17 protein-coding genes are annotated in these 17,123 nt (G+C 68.1%); 7 read left to right on the top strand and 10 right to left on the bottom strand.

The features are described from left to right. Positions 1-779: outer membrane protein (locus tag VGE49_RS01545; RefSeq protein WP_331032830.1), on the bottom strand; the 779-nt coding region annotated here is incomplete at its 3' end. 197 nt (positions 780-976) lie between these two features. On the opposite strand from VGE49_RS01545, the gene VGE49_RS01550 reads away from it, so the two are divergent. Together VGE49_RS01550 and VGE49_RS01555 are read left to right on the top strand one after the other, a co-directional pair. Continuing rightward, positions 977-1,882, top strand: a complete 906-nt coding sequence (locus tag VGE49_RS01550) for an SDR family NAD(P)-dependent oxidoreductase (RefSeq protein WP_331032831.1) — start codon at positions 977-979, stop codon at positions 1,880-1,882. Between the two features lie 212 nt (positions 1,883-2,094). Then, entirely contained in the window at positions 2,095-3,297 is a 1,203-nt protein-coding gene (locus VGE49_RS01555; protein WP_331032832.1) for an acetyl-CoA C-acyltransferase, read from the top strand. Between the two features lie 79 nt (positions 3,298-3,376). On the opposite strand, the gene VGE49_RS01560 is transcribed toward VGE49_RS01555, so the two are convergent. Then, a complete protein-coding gene (locus VGE49_RS01560) occupies positions 3,377-4,084 on the bottom strand; it encodes a helix-turn-helix transcriptional regulator (RefSeq protein WP_331032833.1) in 708 nt (235 codons plus the stop codon). A 111-nt stretch (positions 4,085-4,195) separates the two neighbouring features. On the opposite strand from VGE49_RS01560, the gene VGE49_RS01565 reads away from it, so the two are divergent. Beyond that, the gene (locus VGE49_RS01565) at positions 4,196-4,807 is read left to right on the top strand and encodes a glutathione S-transferase family protein (protein WP_331032834.1); all 612 of its coding nucleotides are present in this window, start codon (positions 4,196-4,198) and stop codon (positions 4,805-4,807) included. Between the two features lie 12 nt (positions 4,808-4,819). Here the strand turns inward: VGE49_RS01565 and VGE49_RS01570 are convergent, their stop codons facing one another. From VGE49_RS01570 to otsB, 3 genes are read right to left on the bottom strand one after another with little or no spacing between them, the layout of a single operon-like run. Next, the gene (locus VGE49_RS01570; protein WP_331032835.1) at positions 4,820-6,232 is read right to left on the bottom strand and encodes an alpha,alpha-trehalose-phosphate synthase (UDP-forming); all 1,413 of its coding nucleotides are present in this window, start codon (positions 6,230-6,232) and stop codon (positions 4,820-4,822) included. Continuing rightward, positions 6,229-8,016, bottom strand: a complete 1,788-nt coding sequence (locus VGE49_RS01575; RefSeq protein WP_331032836.1) for a glycoside hydrolase family 15 protein — start codon at positions 8,014-8,016, stop codon at positions 6,229-6,231. Before VGE49_RS01575 ends, VGE49_RS01570 begins: the two co-directional genes overlap by 4 nt. Continuing rightward, complete coding sequence (gene otsB, locus VGE49_RS01580; protein ID WP_331032837.1) at positions 8,013-8,777, bottom strand: trehalose-phosphatase; 765 nt, start codon at positions 8,775-8,777, stop codon at positions 8,013-8,015. Before otsB ends, VGE49_RS01575 begins: the two co-directional genes overlap by 4 nt. A gap of 186 nt (positions 8,778-8,963) precedes the next feature. Between otsB and VGE49_RS01585 the strand changes: the two genes are divergently transcribed. The 4 genes from VGE49_RS01585 to VGE49_RS01600 all read left to right on the top strand — a co-directional run bounded on the left by VGE49_RS01585 (position 8,964) and on the right by VGE49_RS01600 (position 12,993). Further along, positions 8,964-9,956, top strand: coding sequence for a KpsF/GutQ family sugar-phosphate isomerase (locus VGE49_RS01585; RefSeq protein ID WP_331032838.1), 993 nt, complete (start codon positions 8,964-8,966; stop codon positions 9,954-9,956). After that, positions 9,956-11,233, top strand: a complete 1,278-nt coding sequence (locus tag VGE49_RS01590) for a glycosyltransferase family 4 protein (RefSeq protein ID WP_331032839.1) — start codon at positions 9,956-9,958, stop codon at positions 11,231-11,233. The genes VGE49_RS01585 and VGE49_RS01590 overlap by 1 nt, the downstream gene beginning before the upstream one ends. Before the next feature lie 91 nt (positions 11,234-11,324). Continuing rightward, the gene (locus VGE49_RS01595; RefSeq protein ID WP_331032840.1) at positions 11,325-12,473 is read left to right on the top strand and encodes a polysaccharide biosynthesis/export family protein; all 1,149 of its coding nucleotides are present in this window, start codon (positions 11,325-11,327) and stop codon (positions 12,471-12,473) included. 4 nt (positions 12,474-12,477) lie between these two features. Continuing rightward, a complete protein-coding gene (locus VGE49_RS01600; protein ID WP_331032841.1) occupies positions 12,478-12,993 on the top strand; it encodes a hypothetical protein in 516 nt (171 codons plus the stop codon). Between the two features lie 3 nt (positions 12,994-12,996). Here the strand turns inward: VGE49_RS01600 and VGE49_RS01605 are convergent, their stop codons facing one another. Genes VGE49_RS01605 through rpmH form a run of 5 tightly spaced genes read right to left on the bottom strand, consistent with a single transcriptional unit; the run spans position 12,997 to position 17,115 of the window. After that, on the bottom strand, positions 12,997-13,986 hold the full coding sequence (locus tag VGE49_RS01605) for an LLM class flavin-dependent oxidoreductase (RefSeq protein ID WP_331032842.1): 990 nt from the start codon (positions 13,984-13,986) through the stop codon (positions 12,997-12,999). 60 nt (positions 13,987-14,046) lie between these two features. Continuing rightward, positions 14,047-14,715, bottom strand: coding sequence for a ribosome biogenesis GTP-binding protein YihA/YsxC (gene yihA, locus VGE49_RS01610; protein WP_178828342.1), 669 nt, complete (start codon positions 14,713-14,715; stop codon positions 14,047-14,049). Between the two features lie 4 nt (positions 14,716-14,719). Next, positions 14,720-16,513 (bottom strand): membrane protein insertase YidC, encoded by a 1,794-nt coding sequence (yidC, locus tag VGE49_RS01615; protein ID WP_331032843.1) that lies wholly within the window; start codon positions 16,511-16,513, stop codon positions 14,720-14,722. 5 nt (positions 16,514-16,518) lie between these two features. After that, the gene (gene rnpA, locus VGE49_RS01620) at positions 16,519-16,947 is read right to left on the bottom strand and encodes a ribonuclease P protein component (protein WP_331032844.1); all 429 of its coding nucleotides are present in this window, start codon (positions 16,945-16,947) and stop codon (positions 16,519-16,521) included. A gap of 33 nt (positions 16,948-16,980) precedes the next feature. Further along, on the bottom strand, positions 16,981-17,115 hold the full coding sequence (rpmH, locus tag VGE49_RS01625) for a 50S ribosomal protein L34 (protein WP_003164000.1): 135 nt from the start codon (positions 17,113-17,115) through the stop codon (positions 16,981-16,983). Positions 17,116-17,123 lie beyond the last annotated feature (8 nt).

Below are 17,123 nucleotides of genomic sequence, written 5' to 3' on the forward strand. Positions count from 1 at the left end.
GGCGGGGGCGGCGGGGGGGGCGGCGGGGGCGGCGGGGGCGGCGGCGGGGGAGCGGCCGGCTCGGCGCCGAAGGCGTAGCGCAGGCCCAGGGTCACGGTGTGGCTCTGGTCGTAGTCGCCGGCCATTTCGCCGAAGGTGTTGGTCGTCGAGTTCGTGAAGGTCGCGAACTCGGCGTCGCCCGTCAGGTAACGGTAGGTCAGGTCGATGTTGGCGCGGTCCGAAACGGCCCAGGCCAGACCGGCGATCGCCTGAGCGGCGAACTTGGTCGAGCTGTCGTCGGCGCCGAAGGCCACGGCCGGGGTCTGACGCAGGCGGCCGACGACGTCGGTGTTGACGTGGTTGGCGCCGACGCCCAGGCCGACGAAGGGACGGACGCCCCAGGCCGAGTAGCCGAAGTCATAAATGACGTTGGCCATCAGGGTGGTCGAGGTGATGTCGCCTTCCGGCGAGTAGCACGGACCGGTCGCCGGGGTGATGTTGCACAGGCCTTGCGGGCCCGAGACGGCGCGCACGGTGCCGATGTCGCCCGAGCGGTAGCCGCCTTCGAGCTCGACGCGCCAGTTGGGGTTGAAGCGGTAGCCGAGGCGGGCGAAGGCGGCCCAGCCGTCGTTCACTTCCCAGTTCCAGTTGGAGCTGTTGGTCGACGATTCGGTGTTGATGTCGTCGATGATGTGATAGCCGGCGTCGATCGCGCCGTACCAGCCATCCGGCTCAGCCGACGCCGCGCCGGCCGCGAACAGCCCGGCTGCGGCGACACTGGCGAGAAGTTTCAGCTTCATTGTGTCCTCACAATTTCAGTTATTCCCAAGGCCGACGCTTTCACGTGACGCTCGGAGGCCCGAACGGCACAGGAAGACTCAGGTTCCGCCTTTATCGCGACGATTGCGGCAGGTGTGGCGCCGTTTCAACATAAAAGTCCGTTTTGCCTCTCATTCCAGCCTGCTAGGACCATTTTGAAACAAAACGGAGGCGGATGATGGCGATCAGGTTCGACGGTCAGGTGGCGATCGTGACGGGCGCGGGCGGCGGTCTGGGGCGCGAACACGCCCTGGCGCTGGCGGCGCGGGGCGCCAAGGTGGTGGTCAACGACCTGGGCGGCGCCCGCGACGGCTCGGGCGGATCGGCCACGGCGGCCGAGGCCGTGGTGGCTGAGATCAAAGCCGCGGGCGGCGAGGCCATGGCCAACGCCGCCTCGGTCACGGACGCGGCGGCGGTCGAGGCCATGGCGGCCGAGGTCATGGCCCGCTGGGGCCGGATCGACATCCTGGTCAACAACGCCGGAATTCTGCGCGACAAGAGCTTCGCCAAGATGGAGTTGGCCGACTTCCGCCTGGTCATGGACGTCCATCTGATGGGCGCGGTCCACTGCACCAAGGCGGTGTGGGACATCATGCGGGCCCAGAACTACGGCCGCATCGTCATGACCACCTCGTCGTCGGGCCTGTTCGGCAACTTCGGCCAGGCCAACTACGGCGCGGCCAAGATGGCCCTGGTCGGCCTGATGCAGACCCTGGCGATCGAGGGGGCCAAGAACGACATCCGCGTCAACGCCCTGGCCCCCACCGCCCACACCCGCATGACCGAGGACCTGCAGGGCCTGCCGCTGGACGCCCTGGGGCCGGACCTGGTGACGCCCGGCCTGCTGCATCTGGTCAGCCGCGACGCCCCGACCCGCGCCATCCTGGCCGCCGGCGCCGGCGGCTTTGAGCGCGCATACGTCACCCTGACCCAGGGCGACTTCGCCATCGGCCCGGACGCCGCCGAACAGGTCGCCGCCCGCTTCGACGCCATCTCGGACCGCACCAACGAGATCGTGCCCGAGATGGGCGCCGCCCAGGGCATGATCGAACTGACCAAGGCGAAAGCTGCGCTTTCTTCTTAGAGAGGCCTATCGCGCTTCGCGCTACTTGAGGCCGGAACGCGTTTCTTGATCTGGACGCAGCGTCTCGCTAGCCCGTTCACTTCTGCGAAGGCGCCTTGCGTTGACCCGACGTGAGGCGCCTATCCTCTCTTGTTAGGCAGGAAACGCGCTCATGCAGCGAGCGACCGCGTCGCGAGCGATAGCGCCCTTAGAACAAAGAAGGAGCATCGTAGATGCGTGAAGCCGTCATCGTCTCCACCGCCCGCACCCCGATCGGCCGGGCTTATCGCGGGGCCTTCAACGACACCCAGGGCCAAGCTCTCGGCGCCCACGCCGTCAGGCACGCGGTCGCCCGCGCCGGCGTCGACCCCGCCGAGATCGAGGACGTCGTCATGGGCGCGGCCCTGCAGCAGGGCTCGACCGGGACCAATGTGGCGCGTCAGGTGGCGCTGGCGGCGGGTCTGCCCGCCTCCGTGGCGGGGATGAGCCTGGATCGCCAGTGCGCCTCGGGCCTGATGGGCATCGCCACGGCGGCCAAGCAGGTCCTCTTCGACCAGCAGAAGATGGCGGTCGGCGGCGGGCTGGAGAGCATCTCCCTGGTGCAGAACCAGCACATGAACCTGTATCGGATGAAGGACGAGGCGCTGCTGAAGCTGTCACCCCACATCTATATGTCGATGCTGGAGACCGCCGAGGTCGTGGCCCGCCGCTACGACATCAGCCGCGACGCCCAGGACGAATACGCCCTGCAGTCGCAGCAACGCACGGCCCAGGCCCAGGCCGACGGTCGGTTCGACGCCGAGATCGTACCGATGACCACCAAGATGCTGGTCATGGACAAGGCCACAGGCCAGACCTCGTCACAGGAAGTCACCCTGTCCAAGGACGAGGGCAACCGTCCTGAGACCACCCTGGAAGGTTTGAAGGCGCTGAAGCCCGTCTTCGGCGGCGGCGAGGAAATCCAGCAGGGCGAGTTCATCACCGCCGGCAACGCATCCCAGCTATCGGACGGGGCCTCGGCCTGCGTCGTCATGGAGGCTGGCGAGGCGGTGAAGCGCAACCTGCAGCCTCTGGGCGTCTATCGCGGCATGGCGGTGGCGGGCTGCGAGCCGGACGAGATGGGCATCGGTCCGGTCTTCGCCGTGCCCAAGCTGCTGAAGCGCCACGGCCTGACCGTGGACGACATCGGCATCTGGGAGCTGAACGAGGCCTTCGCCGTGCAGGTGCTCTATTGCCGCGACAAACTCGGCATCCCCAACGACCGGCTCAACGTCTCGGGCGGCGCCGTCTCCATCGGCCATCCCTACGGCATGTCGGGCGCGCGGATGACCGGCCACGTCCTGATCGAGGGCAAGCGTCGCGGCGCCAAGTACGGCGTCGTCACCATGTGCATCGGCGGGGGCATGGGCGCGGCGGGTCTGTTCGAAATCTACTAGGCCGGTCAGCCGCGCCCATCATCAAAAGCAGCTGAAACCGCGATGCGGTTTCAGCGGGCGCGGCGGGTCTGTTCGAAATCTACTGAGGCCAGCACTCGGCGGCCCGTCGCGCCTCCATCGCCGCGAACCAGCGTTGGCGCAGGACGGCGGGCCGACCGGGATAGCGGTCGTCCAGAAACTCGGCGTCGACCACCCGGTCGGCGCGGAAGGTGCGGAAGTCCTCGCGCGTCTCGCACCAGGCCAGCAGCAGCCGCGTCCTCTCGTGATAACCGATCAGGAAGGGCCAGATGACGCGCGTCGTCTCGCGCCCCTGCTCGTCAGCGTAAGAGAGCCGCAGCTTGCGCCCGGCGTGGATCCAGGCCCGCACCTGGGCCAGGTCCACAGTCTCCATCTTCGGCTGCCACGGCGGGGGCGTGGCCACCGACGGCTCCAGCACCACCGGCCGCAAACGGTCCGGCACGATGGCCGCTATCTTGGCCGTCAGGTCGCGCGCGGCCCTCGCCAGGGCCGGATCGCCGCGCGCCGCCACCCACTGGGCCCCCAGCACCGCCGCCTCGATCTCGTCCGAGGTCAGCATCAGGGGCGGCAGGTCGAAGCCGCCGTCCAGCACATAGCCCAGCCCCGCCTCGCCCCGGATCGGCACCCGCTGGCCTAGCAGGGCGGCGATGTCGCGATAGATGGTGCGTTTGGAGGTCTCCAGTTCGGCCGCGATGGCGTCGGCCGTCACCGGGCGCGAGGCCCGACGCAGCACCTGGATGATCTGGAACAGGCGGTCGGCGCGTCTCATGTCCCCACCTTGGCCGAAGACTGCTGACAGCATGGTGGCAGCAGGGTGTCAGTAGTCAAGACGGGCCGCCGCCGACGCCCCGTCGCGGCCCGATATCTGGGAGGATTATCGATGCTGACCCTGTTCCACGCCCCCTGGTCCCGTTCCTCGCGCCTGGTCTGGCTGCTGGAGGAGCTCAAGGCCGACTACGTCATCCGCTATTGCGACATTCCTCGCCGCGACGGCACCGGAGCGCGCGACCCGGGCAATCCCCATCCGGACGGCAAGGTCCCGGCCCTGCTGCACGACGAGGCCCTGATCACGGAATCAGCGGCGGTGACTCTGTATCTGACCGACCTCCTGCCCAAGGCGCGGCTGGCGCCGCTTGCGGGCGATCCCGACCGCGGGGCCTATCTGACCTGGCTGGCCTGGAACGCGGGCGAACTGGAGCCCGCCTTCTGGAACCGGATCATGGGTCACACCGAGACCGACCCCAGGGCCAGGGCCGGCTATGACGCCGCTATCGCCCGTCTGATGCAGGCGCTGGAAAGCGGCCCCTGGCTGATGGGTCAGAAGTTCACCGCCGTGGATGTCCTGATCGGCAGCGCCCTGGGCTGGGGCCGCGACTACCTGCCGCAAAGCCCGCTGCTGGACGACTATCTGCTGCGGCTGGAAGCCCGGCCCGCCAACGGCCGCGCCGCCGCCAAGGACGGCGTCCCGCAACAATACGCTCAGGCCAGCTAGAGTCGGCCCTGCTCAGGTCGCGCCGACGATGCGCTCGTCGTCGGCGCGTCTCTCGACCTTCATGAGCGCCTTCACATAGCTGTCGCGCCAGATGGCGACGTCGGTGTCGCGCACCACCTGCATCAGCGCCCGCCATTTGCGGATGCGCTCCTTCAGCGGCATGGTCAGGGCCTTGTGGATGGCTTCCGACAGCTCCTCGCGGCTGAACGGGTTGACCAGCAGGGCCTCGCCCATCTGTTCGGCGGCCCCGGCGAAGCGCGACAGGATCAACACGCCGGGATCCTCCGGATTCTGGGCCGCGACATATTCCTTGGCCACCAGGTTCATGCCGTCGCGCAGGGGCGTGACCAGACCGACCTTGGCCGCGCGATAGAGGCCCGCCAGCTGGTCGCGGCGGAAGGTGCGGTTCAGATAACGGATCGGTTGCCAGTCCATGTCAGCGTAGGCGCCGTTGATCCGACCCGCCAGGGCGTCCAGTCGCGCCCGGATGTCCTGATAGGCGTCCACCTCGTCGCGCGAGATCGGCGTGACCTGCAGCAGGAAGACCTCGCCGCGCATGGCGGGGTTGTCTTCCAGAAACTGCTCGAAGCCCAGCAACCGCTGCTCCAGACCCTTGGAATAGTCCAGCCGGTCCACGCCGACGATCATCGAGCGAAAGGCCGCCGAGGCCGCCATCCGGTCATAGGTCTTGTTGCCCAGCACCGAGTCACGCGCGGCCAGAAAACCCTCCACGTCGATGCCGATGGGGAAGACCCCGCCCTGGACCCGACGGCCGAAGGCCTCGATCACATGATCGCACGACACCCGGCCCCGCGCCTCGACCTCGACGTAGCGTTCGAACAGGCCCAGCCACTCCTGGGTGTGGAAACCGATCAGGTCGAAATAGAACATCGACTCCACCAGCCGCCGATGATGCGGCAGCGTCACCAGCAGTTGCCGCGCGGGCCAGGGCGTGTGCAGGAAGAAGCCGATCCGGTTCTTGACCCCCAGACGGCGCAGGTCCCGCGCCATCGGGATCATGTGATAGTCGTGAATCCAGATGATGTCGTCAGGCTGGATCAGCGGCTGCAGCACCTCGGCGAAGCGGCGATTGGTGCGCTCATAGCCCTCGCCGTAGGACCGCTCATAGGCGGTCAGGTCGACGCGGTGATGGAACAGGGGCCACAGGGTCTTGTTGGCGTAGCCGTTGTAATACTCATCGACGTCCTGCGGCTCCAGATCAACGGTGGCGACGGTGACGCCGGCCCGATCCTCGAAGTTCAGTTCGCCGGTGAACTGTTCGACCGTCTCGCCGGACCAGCCGAACCACAGGCCGTCGTATTTGCGCAGCGCCGCCGACAGGGCCATGGCCAGGCCGCCGACCGACCCCGACGCGGGGTCCCTGGGCGCCGAGACGCGGTTGGAAACGACGATCAGCCGGCTCATCGCGCGTCCTGCCACGATCGGCTGAGCAGGACGGCGCAGTTGATGATGCCGACCAGGGAATAGGTCTGCGGGTAGTTGCCCCACAGCTCGCCGTCCTGAATGGCGATGTCCTCGCTCAGCAGACCGGCGTGGGTTCGCCGGCTGAGCATCTCCTTGAAGATGGCTCGCGCCTCCTCCGTCCGGCCGTTCAGATGCAGGGCCTCGATGAACCAGAAGGTGCAGAAGTTGAACGCCGTCTCCGGCTCGCCGAAGTCGTCGGGGTGAATATAGCGGAACAGGTAGCCGCCCCGCTTCAGGTCGCGCTCGATGGCCTCGAAGGTCTTGACCTGGCGCGGATCGCGGGCGTCGAGGAAGCCCAGGTCGGTCATCTGCAGCAGGGAGGCGTCCAGCTCCGTCCCCCCGAAGCTGGCGGCGAAGCGGCCCTCGTCATGCAGATAGGCCTCGGCCTCGATCCGCGCCCGGATCAGCCGCGCCCGCTCGTCCCACAGCTCGCCCCGCTCCTCCAGCCCCAGGTGCCGCGCCGCCTTGGCCAGCCGGTCGCAGGCGGCCCAGCACATCATCGAGGAATAGGTGTGAACCCGGGCGATGGTGCGGAACTCCCACAGACCCGCGTCGGTCTGGTCGTGCATGGAGAAGGCGCGGTCGCCGACTTTTTCCAGGGCGTGAAAGTCTTCGATCGAACCGGGCCGCAACAGGCGCTCGTCGAAGAAGGCTTGAACCAGGGGCAGGACGATCTGGCCATAGACGTCGTGCTGCAGATGCTCATGGGCCTGGTTGCCGACGCGCACCGGCTTCATGCCGCGATAGCCTTCGACGCTGTCGATGACCCGCTCGCCGATGTCGGCCTCCAGCCCCACGCCGTAGACGGGCTGGACATGGCCGCCGTCTGAGGCGTCGACCAGATTGCGCAGATAGCCGAGGTAGTTCTCGAGGATGTCCACCGCGCCGAGCCGGTTCAGCGCCCGCACCGTGTAATAGGCGTCGCGCATCCAGCAGAAGCGATAGTCCCAGTTGCGCCCGCTCTCGGGGAACTCGGGCACTGAGGTCGTCATGGCGGCGACGATAGCGCCGGTCTCCTCATAGACGCAGAGCCGCAGGGTGATGGCGGCGCGGATCACCGCCTCCTGCCAGTCCAGCGGCACATAGAGGGTCCGCGTCCACAGCTTCCAGTGCAGCAAGGTCAGCTCCAGCGCCGCAGAGACCCCCGCCGTGACCGACTGGTCGTAGCCTTCGTCCGGGCCGAGGAAGAAGGCCAGCTCGCCTTCCAGCCGGAAGGTCCGCTCGTCCAGCACATGGGTGACGGGGCAGTTGGTGGTCAGCCGCAGGGTCAGATCGGTGCACAGGTAGCGGATATGGTTGGAGCCTGAGGTCTGCTCGGCCCGGCGCGCGCCCCAATCGGCCGAAGGCCGCAACCGCACCGTGATGCGCGGCGCCCCCGACAGGGGCCGCACCACCCGGGCGAAGGCGATGGGGCGATAGATGCGCGAGTGCTTCAGATGGCGCGGGGCGAAATCGATGATCTCGACCGAGGCGCCGTGCGCGTCCGTCATCACCGTGCGCAGGACGGCGGTGTTGCGCACATAGGCCTGCTCGATGGACGCCAGATCCGCCAGTTCGATGGACCAGAAGCCGTGTTCCGGATCGACGCCGTCCATCAGGGCCGAAAAGACCGGGTCGCCGTCGATGCGCGGCGCGCAGGCCCAGACGAAGCGGCCCTCGCGGTCAATCAGGGCGCTGACCGAGCAGTTGCCGATGGGTGCGAGGTCGAGGTTGGGTCGGCTCATGCCGGGGCCTCCGTGATCGCGTCCAGCCAGTCCAGAACGGCGGCCACATCCTCCAGCCGGTAGCGCGCCGCCGTGGGACGCTCGAGCCCGACCAGGACGCCGAACCCGCACAGGGCCTCGGCCGCCTCGAAGCCGTGCTCGTCGGTCAGGTCGTCGCCGACCATGATGGGGATTGCGCCCTTGAACGGCGCCTCGGCCATGAAGGCGGCCAGGGCCACGCCCTTGTCCGTGCCGGGGGTCTTCAGCTCCAGCACCATGGAGCCGGGCTGCAGCGCCAGCCCGGTCTCCTCGGCCAGGGACGCCGCCAGGACCAGCGCCTCCTCGGACACGTCCGGCGCCTGGCGATAATGCAGGCCCGCCGACAGCGTCTTGTCCTCGACGATCACCCCCGGTCGCTCGGCGGCGAAGGCGTCGAAGGCCGCGACCACCCGGCGCACGGCGGGGTCCGGCGTGCGGTTGGCGAAGGAGCCGTCGCCCCGCCGTCGCTGCAGACCGTGCACGCCGGAGGCTGCGCGCGCCGCGCCATCGCTGATGCGGTCGATCTCGCCCAGGGTGCGCCCGCTCACAATGGCGACACGTCCGTCCAGCCGATCCGTCAGCCGCGTCAGCACGTCGGTCCTGCGGGCGTCCGGCCCCACCGCGTCCGGCGTCGGCGCCAGAGGCGCCAGGACACCGTCCAGATCCAGGAACAGGGCGGGCTTCTTCAGTGCGACAGGCGGCTTGGGCAGGCGTGAAGCGATCGCCCCGGATGCAGACGGCATAAGGCCTGGACTCGTTTCGATGCTGTTGTCGAGACTGTTGGAAACGCGCCGGGGCCGGGAAGGTTGTCCGCCGAGGTGACAATTCCGTCGCAGCCCCGCCATTGTGCGAACAATCCAGATGGGGCAATTCGCGGATGCGCCACGAAGAACCGCCGCAGCGGTCCGGCGCCTCAGGAGCCGATGCCCATGCCCAATACGCTTCACTCGTCGCCCGAGCAGATCGCCGTGATGACGAACCGAGCGCGCGAGGTCGTGCGGCTGAACATCGAGGCCCTGGAGGCGCTGGAACGCTCCATCGACGTCTCGATCGCGCGCGCCTGCGACATCATCCTGTCGCGCCCCGGCTATCTGGTCGTGACCGGCATGGGCAAGTCGGGCCACATTGGCGGCAAGATCGCCGCCACCCTGGCCTCGACGGGGACCAACTCCTTCTTCGTCCACCCGGCGGAGATGAGCCACGGCGACCTGGGGATGCTGCGTCCCGATACCACGCTTCTGGCCATCTCCAACTCGGGCGAGAGCCGCGAACTGCGCGATCCACTGCTCTACTGCCAGCGCAACGACATTCCGGTCATCGGCATCACCCAGAGGGCCGGCAGCTTCCTGGGCCGTCACTCGGCCGTCAGCCTGACCATGCCCAAGGTGGCCGAGGCCTGTCCCAACGGCCTGGCGCCGACCACCTCGACCCTGATGACCCTGGCCATCGGCGACGCCCTGGCCATGGTGCTGATGGACCGCCGCGGCTTCACCCGCGAGGACTTCGGCCTGCACCATCCCGGCGGCGCCCTGGGCATGAGCCTGCAGAGCGTGCGCGAATGGATGGGAGACAACGCCGCCACCCCGGCCAGCGTGCCGATGGACGCCAGCTTCAGCGCCGTGGTCTCGGCCATCAGCGCCGGCCGCAAGGGCGCGGTCGCGGTCCTGCACTCCGATGGAAGCCTGGCCGGCATGATCACCGACGGCGACATCCGCCGCGCCTTCGCCAGCGACATCTCGGCCATCCGCGCCGAGGACATCATGAGCCGCACCCCCATCACGGTGGATCCCGACGCCCGCATGAGCGACGTGGTCGACCTGCTGAGCGCCAACAAGATCGCCAATCTGTTCGTGGTCGAGGACGACCGGCCGGTCGCTATCATCCACATCGCCGAACTGATGCAGGCCGGCTACGTCTCCTGATGAGCCAGGACATCCTCTTCGACGCCAGCCGCCTGCTGAGCCGCACCGACCGCAGCGCCCCGACCGGCGTCGACCGCGTCTGCCTGGCCTACGCCGAATGGCTGGTCGATCATCCCGACTACCGGATGGTGCCGGTCCGGTCGCGTCATGACCAGCTGGCCATGGTCGACGACGCCTGGTTCCGCGACTGCATCGTCGAGTTGCGTCGTCGCTGGTCCGGCGCGGCGACCAGCCGGGCGTTGAACGAGGCCGAACGCCGCCTGTTCGCCGCCCTGCAGGCGGACAAGCCGACCGCCTCGGTCATGAGCCAGGCCCCCGAGCCTGGCCATCCGAAGCGCAAGAAGACGCGCGCCTGGAAACAGTATTTCCGGGCCAAACGGGTCGCCGCCCCGCCGCCCGCTCGCCTCTATTTCAACGTCGGCCACACCAGCCTGAACACGCCGGAGATCCTTGCCGGGCTCGGCGCCCAGGGCATTGATCGCGTCGTCATGCTGCACGACCTGATCCCCATCACCCATCCCGAGTTCTGTCGTCCCGGCGACGGCGCCAAGCACCGCCGGCGCGTAATCACGGCCCTGCGCCACGCCTCGCGGATCGTGGTCAACTCTCACTACACCGGCCATGAACTGCTGGCCTTTGCTGCGCGCGAGAAGCTTCCGGCCCCGCCCATCGACGTCGCCCACCTGGGTCTGGAGCCGATCTTCCTCAAGGCCGAGCCCAGCCCGTCCCGGCGCCCCTACTTCGTCCACGTCGGCACCATCGAGGCGCGCAAGAACCTCGCCTTCCTGCTGACCATCTGGCGTCGCCTGCAAGAGCGCATGGGCGACCGGGCCCCCCGTCTGGTGCTGATCGGCCGCTATGGCTGGGAGAACGAGGCGGTGCTCGACCACCTGCAACGCTCTCCCAATCTGCAGGGCCTGGTGCACCAGGCCGAGAACCTGCCCGACTCGGCCCTGGCCGACCTGATGCAGGGCGCCCAGGCGGTTCTGGCGCCCTCCTCGGTCGAAGGCTTTGACCTGCCGGCCGTCGAGGCCTGCGCCCTGGGCGTGCCCCTGATCGCCTCGGACATTCCCGCGCACCGTGAACTGGTGCCGCAGGCGACCCTCATCGACCCCCTGGACGGCCTCGGCTGGCTGACGGCCCTGGAGGCGGCGACCCTGAGCCGCCCCGCCGTCGCGGCCTATTCGCCGCCGACCTGGCCCGGCCACTTCGCCACCGTCGAGGCGCGACTGGGCCTTGACCGCAGCATCGGCTTTCCTCTCGCCAATCAGGCATGAAACCGCGTCAAGGTTCGACGCTCATGCCTCTGGTCCGACGTCGCAAAGCCAAGTAATCACGGTGATGAACCGCCAAGTCCCCGGAGCCGCCATGAAGCGATCCCTTCTGCCCCTGATGGCCTTCGCCCTTGTCGGCGGCTGCTCGACCCTGCCCGGCGACGGCCCCTCGGGCCGCACCGTGGCCGGCGGCGCCGCCCATGACCAGAAGGCCGTGAACTACGCCCTCGTCGATGTGGACTTCACCGTCGGCGAAGTCATCAAGGCCGTGCCCGCGCGCTTCGGCGGCAGCCTGGCCGCCGGCGGCGCTGATGCGCCGGTCGACGTCCTCGGCATCGGCGACACCCTGGCCGTGTCGATCTATGAGCCCAGCGGCGCCCTGTTCGGCACCCGCAACATGTCGCGCGACATCCAGACGGGCAGCCAGGCCCTGCCGCCGCTGGTGGTCGATCGCTCGGGCGCCGTCAACGTGCCCTTCGCCGGTCGGGTTCAGGTCAACGGCCTGACCGCCCCCGAAGCCGCCGACGCCATCAAGCGCGCCCTGCGCGGCAAGGTCGGCGACCCGCAGGTCGTGGCCTACATCGCCCAGAACCCCTCAAACGCGATCACAGTGCTGGGCGACGTGCGCAACCCCGGCCGCGCGGCCCTGTCGGTCAACACCGACCGTATTCTGGATGTCATCGCCGCCGCCGGCGGTCCGACCCGACCGGCCGAGGACCTGATCGTCAACGTCCGCCGCGGCGACCAGACCTTCTCGGCGCCCCTGACGCTGGTTTCGACGGAGTTCGGTGAAAACGTCCGCCTGCGCCGCGGCGACCAGGTCAACCTGACCTACAAGCCCCGTCGCTTCACCGCCTTCGGCGCGGTCGGCGCCGTCAGCGAACAGGACATGGGTCAGGGCCCGCTCAGCCTGACCGCCGCCCTGGCGCGCACGCGCGGCCTGGACACCCAGTCGGCCAATCATCGCACGGTCATGGTGTTCCGCTTTGAACGCCCCGAAGTCGCCCAGGCCCTCGGCCTGACCCAGGCCGCCACGCCGCGCGGCGTGCCCGTGGTTTACCGGGTGAACCTGGCCGAGGGCCAAGGCTTCTTCGTCGCCAACAATTTCATGATCCAGCCCGACGACGTGGTCTATGCGCCGCGTTCGGATTCGGCCGAAGCGCGCAAGTTCTTCGAGTTCGTGCAGTCGATCACCCGGGTGATCTACGACGTCTCGGTCACGAGCGCCCTGAACATCGACTAGGGCCATGTTCGGTCGCCTCGGACGCCGCCGCTCCGAATCCTCCGGGGAACGGCCGAGCGAGCGTGCCGAGACGACGACCGCGATCGACGATCTGCTGGACCTGCTGCGGATGATCGAAGCGGCGGCCGGCGCGGTCTATGGCCGCCACGGTCTGCCTCAACGCCCGGGCCACTATCGGCGCTCCGCAGACAGCCACGCCTGGGAGCCTCTGGGCGACGCCCTGTCCCCCGCCGAGAAATGGGCCTTGATCGACGCCGCGCCCAAGGGCGGACGCTGGCGCTACGCCGCCCATGAGACCCTGGGCGCCCATTCAGACATCGCCGCCGTGCGACAGGCCTCCGCCCTGCTGGCGGCCTGTCAGGGCCTGCGCAAGCGCCTGGCGGACAGGGCGATCATCTCGCCGCAGGACCTGGCGGACTCCATTCGCCTGGGCCAGGCCTGGCGGCGTCTGGTCGAGGACGGCGGGCAAGGCGCACCGGCGGCGGCGCCTCTGCATTTCCTGCCGCCCGACGAAGGCTGAGCCTCAGGCCTGACCGGCCACCTCGGCCAGCAGTTCGATCGACCGCACTCGCGCGGCGGGGTCCCAGATCTGGCTGGTGATCATCAACTCGTCCGCGCCGGTCTGAGCGATAAAGGCCTCCGTCGCCGCCTGCACCGTCTCGGGCGAACCGACGGCGGAACAGGCCAGGGCGGCGTCGATCGTGCCGCGCGCGGCGCCGTCCAGACGCTCGTAGTAGCCTTCGACCGGGGCGGGCAGCTTGCCGGGACGTCCGGTCCTCAGATTGACGAAGGCCTGCTGCACCGAGGTGAACAGCAGGCGCGCGGCCTCGTCCGTATCGGCGGCGAAGACGTTGTAGCCCAGCATGGCGTAGGGCTTTTCCAGATGCTCGGACGGCCGGAAGGTCTGGCGATAGACGTCCAGCGCCCGCATCATCTCGCCGGGCGCGAAATGGCTGGCGAAGGCGTAGGGCAGGCCCAGATGGGCCGCCAGCTGCGCTCCATAGGTCGAAGAGCCCAGAATCCAGATCGGCACGGCCTGACCCTCGCCGGGGTTGGCGATGATGCGCTGATCGGGCGTGGCCGGGGCGAACCACTGCATCAGTTCCATCACGTCCTGCGGGAAGGCGTCCACGTCGCCCTGAAGCGTGCGGCGCAGGGCGCGGGCCGTGGCCTGATCAGAACCCGGCGCGCGACCCAGGCCCAGGTCGATACGGCCGGGATAGAGCGCGTTCAGCGTGCCGAACTGCTCGGCGATGACCAGGGGCGCGTGGTTGGGCAGCATGACCCCGCCGGCGCCGACGCGGATGGTCTGGGTCGCCGCCGCCACCGCGCCGATGACGACCGAGGTCGCGGCGCTGGCGATGCCCGGCATATTGTGATGCTCGGCCAGCCAGAAGCGCCTGTAGCCGAGGCGCTCGGCGTGGCGGGCCAGGTCGAGGGTGTTGGCCAGCGACTGCGAGACGTCGGAGCCCTCGGGCACCGGGGCGAGGTCGAGAATAGAAAGCGGGATCATCCGTCCGATATGGGGCCGCGCATCGGCGGCGCCATACCGTTCAGTGAATAGTTCGACCGATCAGATTTCGACGCCCGTGCTGCGCATGATTTCGGCGCGCAGCTCGGGCATGCCCGTGCCCTTTTCGGCTGAAGTCACCAGCACGGCGGGGAAGGCGGCGGGGCGCTTGGAAATGGCCTTCAGCGTTTCCGCCTGGACCTTTTCCGCCTCGCCCTTCTTCAGCTTGTCAGCCTTGGTCAGGATGATCTGATAGCTGACGGCGGCCAAGTCGAGGGCCTTCAATGCATCGTCGTCGACCTTCTTCAGGCCGTGGCGGGCGTCGATCAGCAGATAGACCCGCTTCAGCGTCACCCGGCCGCGCAGATAGTCGCGGCCCAGGTCCTGGAACTTCTTCACCGTGGTCTTGGACGCCTTGGCCCAGCCGTAGCCGGGCAGGTCCACCAGGCGCAGACGGCCGTCCAGGTCGAAGAAATTGACCTCGCGCGTGCGGCCCGGCTCGTTCGAGGCGCGCGCCAGTTTGTGCATCCCGACCAGGGCGTTGATCAGGCTGGACTTGCCTACGTTGGAGCGGCCCGCAAAGGCGATCTCGGGCAGGTCAGGATCGGGCAGTTGCTCGATCTTGGCGCAACCGAGGACGAAGGTGGCCGGGCGGGCGAACAGCACCCGCGCCTGCTCGATCTCGGTGTCCGAGTATTCTCCGACCTTGGGCTCGTCCGACGGTTGATCCAATGGGTCAGGCTTTCTTGAAACGCGCGAGGAAGGTGTCGATCGGGTTCTCGGCCTTGAAGCGGTGCATGATGACGTACTGCTGTGCGATCGAGAGGATGTTGTTCCAGGCCCAGTAGATCAGCAGGCCAGCCGCGAACGGGGCCATGATGAAGGTGAAGACGAAGGGCAGGAAGGCGAAGATCTGACGCTGCATCGGGTCCTGGGCCGGCGGGTTCATCGACTGCTGCAGCCACATGGTCAGGCCATAGACGATCGGCAGGACGCCAAGGTGCAGCGGGCCGTTCAGCAGGCTGCCGACCAGGGGCAGGGTCGCGGGATCCCAGGGAATGGCGCCGAACAGGTTCCAGATCGTCGACGGGTCGCGCGCCGACAGGTCGCGGATCCAACCGAAGAAGGGCGCGTGGCGCATTTCGATGGTGACGAACAGCACCTTGTACAGGGCGTAGAAGACCGGGATCTGCACCAGGATGGGCAGGCAGCCCGCCAGGGGATTAATCTTCTCCCGCTGATACAGGGCCATCGTCTCCTGCTGCTGCTTCTGCGGGTCGTCCTTAAATTTCTTTTTGATCTCCTCCATCTTGGGCTGGAGGGTCCGCATCTTGGACAGGCTCTCGTAGGACTTGTTGGCCAGCGGGAACATGATCAGCTTGACCACGACGGTCAGGGCCAGGATGGCCAGGCCGAAGTTGCCCAGGACGCCGTAGAAGAACTCCACGATCATGAAGATCGGGCGCGTCAGGAAGAAGAGGTGGCCCCAGTCGATGGCGTAGATGAAGCGCGGCAGGTCCAGGCTCTTTTCATAGCCGGCCAGGATCTCGTTGCGCTTGACCCCGGCGAACAGACGCTGGGTCTCCTCGATCTGGCGGCCCGGCTGGATGGTGCGGGTCGCGCCCAGCATGGCGGCTTCGTGGACGTTCAGACCCTCGGCGTCGCGAACGGCGAAGCGGCCCTCGATCTTTTCCTTCTGGTCCGGAATGAGGGCGGCCATCCAGTACTTGTCGGTGATGCCCAGCCAGCCGCCGGTCGATTCGTTCTCGATGCGCGGCTTCTTGGCCCAGTCCTTGTATTTGACCTGCTCGGTCGTGAACTTGCCGTCCGCGCCGAAGGTGCCGATGGCGCCTTCGTGCAGGATCATCTGCTTGCCCAGATCGGCCGGCACGCCCTGGCGCTCGACGCGGCCATAGGGGGCGATGGTGATGGCCTGGCCGCTCAGGTTGGCGACCGTGTCGGTGACGGTGAAGACGTACTGGGCGTCGACCGCGATGACGCGGGTGAAGCGCAGGCCCTGGCCGTTGTCCCAGGTCAGCTCGACCGGGGTGGTCTGGGTCAGGGTCGCGCCCTTGGTCAGGCTCCAGACCGTGTTCGGGCCCGGAACGCCGCCGGGGACGTTGGGGCCGCTCCAGCCGAACTGGGCGAAGTAGGCGTGCTCCATCCCCTGCGGACGGAACAGCTCGACGGGGGGCGAATTCTTGTCGAGGGTTTCCTTGTAGTCGGTCAAATACAGGTCATCGATGCGCGCGCCCTGCAGCGACAGCGAGCCCTTCAGCGTGCCCGTCTGGATCGGCACGCGGGCGACCTTGCCCAGGGCCTGAACGCGATCGGTGACGAAGGCGACCGGCGCAGCCGATCCCGAGGTCAGGCCGGCGTCGGTCTTGGCGGCCTTCTCCTCGGCGGCGGCGACCTGGGCCTGACGGCGCATCTCGGCCTGCGGGCGCATCACCATGAAGTAGTACACGCCCATGATCAGGGCCGCGCACACGAAGAAGATGATGGTGTTGCGCGAATTCTCGTTCTGCATCGGGGTTAGCGGTCCTGGCCGGTGGGGCGCGAATCGTCAGAGGCGCGGGCGGGCGATTTCGCCTCGTCTCCCGTGTCGGGAGCCGCGCGCGGGGTTGCGAGCCTTGTAAGGGCCGATTTCACATCGTCAAGCAAGCGGTCCCAGTCGCGGTCCGCCGTGCCCATGCGGGCGATGAACACATAGTCGCAGCCGGGCCGCCCGTGCAGGGGCGCCAGAAGCCGCGCGGCCTCGCGCAGACGGCGCTTGCAGCGGTTGCGCGTCACGGCCCCGCCCACCTTGCGGGTGGCGGTGAATCCCACGCCGATGGCGGGATTTCCATCCTGACGGTCCAGTTGCTGGACCACGACGGCGCCGCGCGCTTGAGAAACACCTTTGGCGGCCGCCAGAAACTGGGGCCGCCGTGTCAGGCGATCGATTTTCATCGGATCGGTCATGCGCCCGCCCTGAAGGGTAATGGGCGCGTGACGTCAGGCCGTCAGGCGCTTACGGCCTTTGGCGCGGCGACGCGCAACAATCTTTTGACCGTTCTTGGTGGCCATCCGCGAACGGAAGCCGTGACGGCGCTTGCGCACGAGTCGCGACGGCTGATAGGTCCGCTTCACGTTCGGCT

The sequence above is a fragment of the Brevundimonas sp. genome, assembly GCF_036405315.1.
Lineage (GTDB): Bacteria > Pseudomonadota > Alphaproteobacteria > Caulobacterales > Caulobacteraceae > Brevundimonas.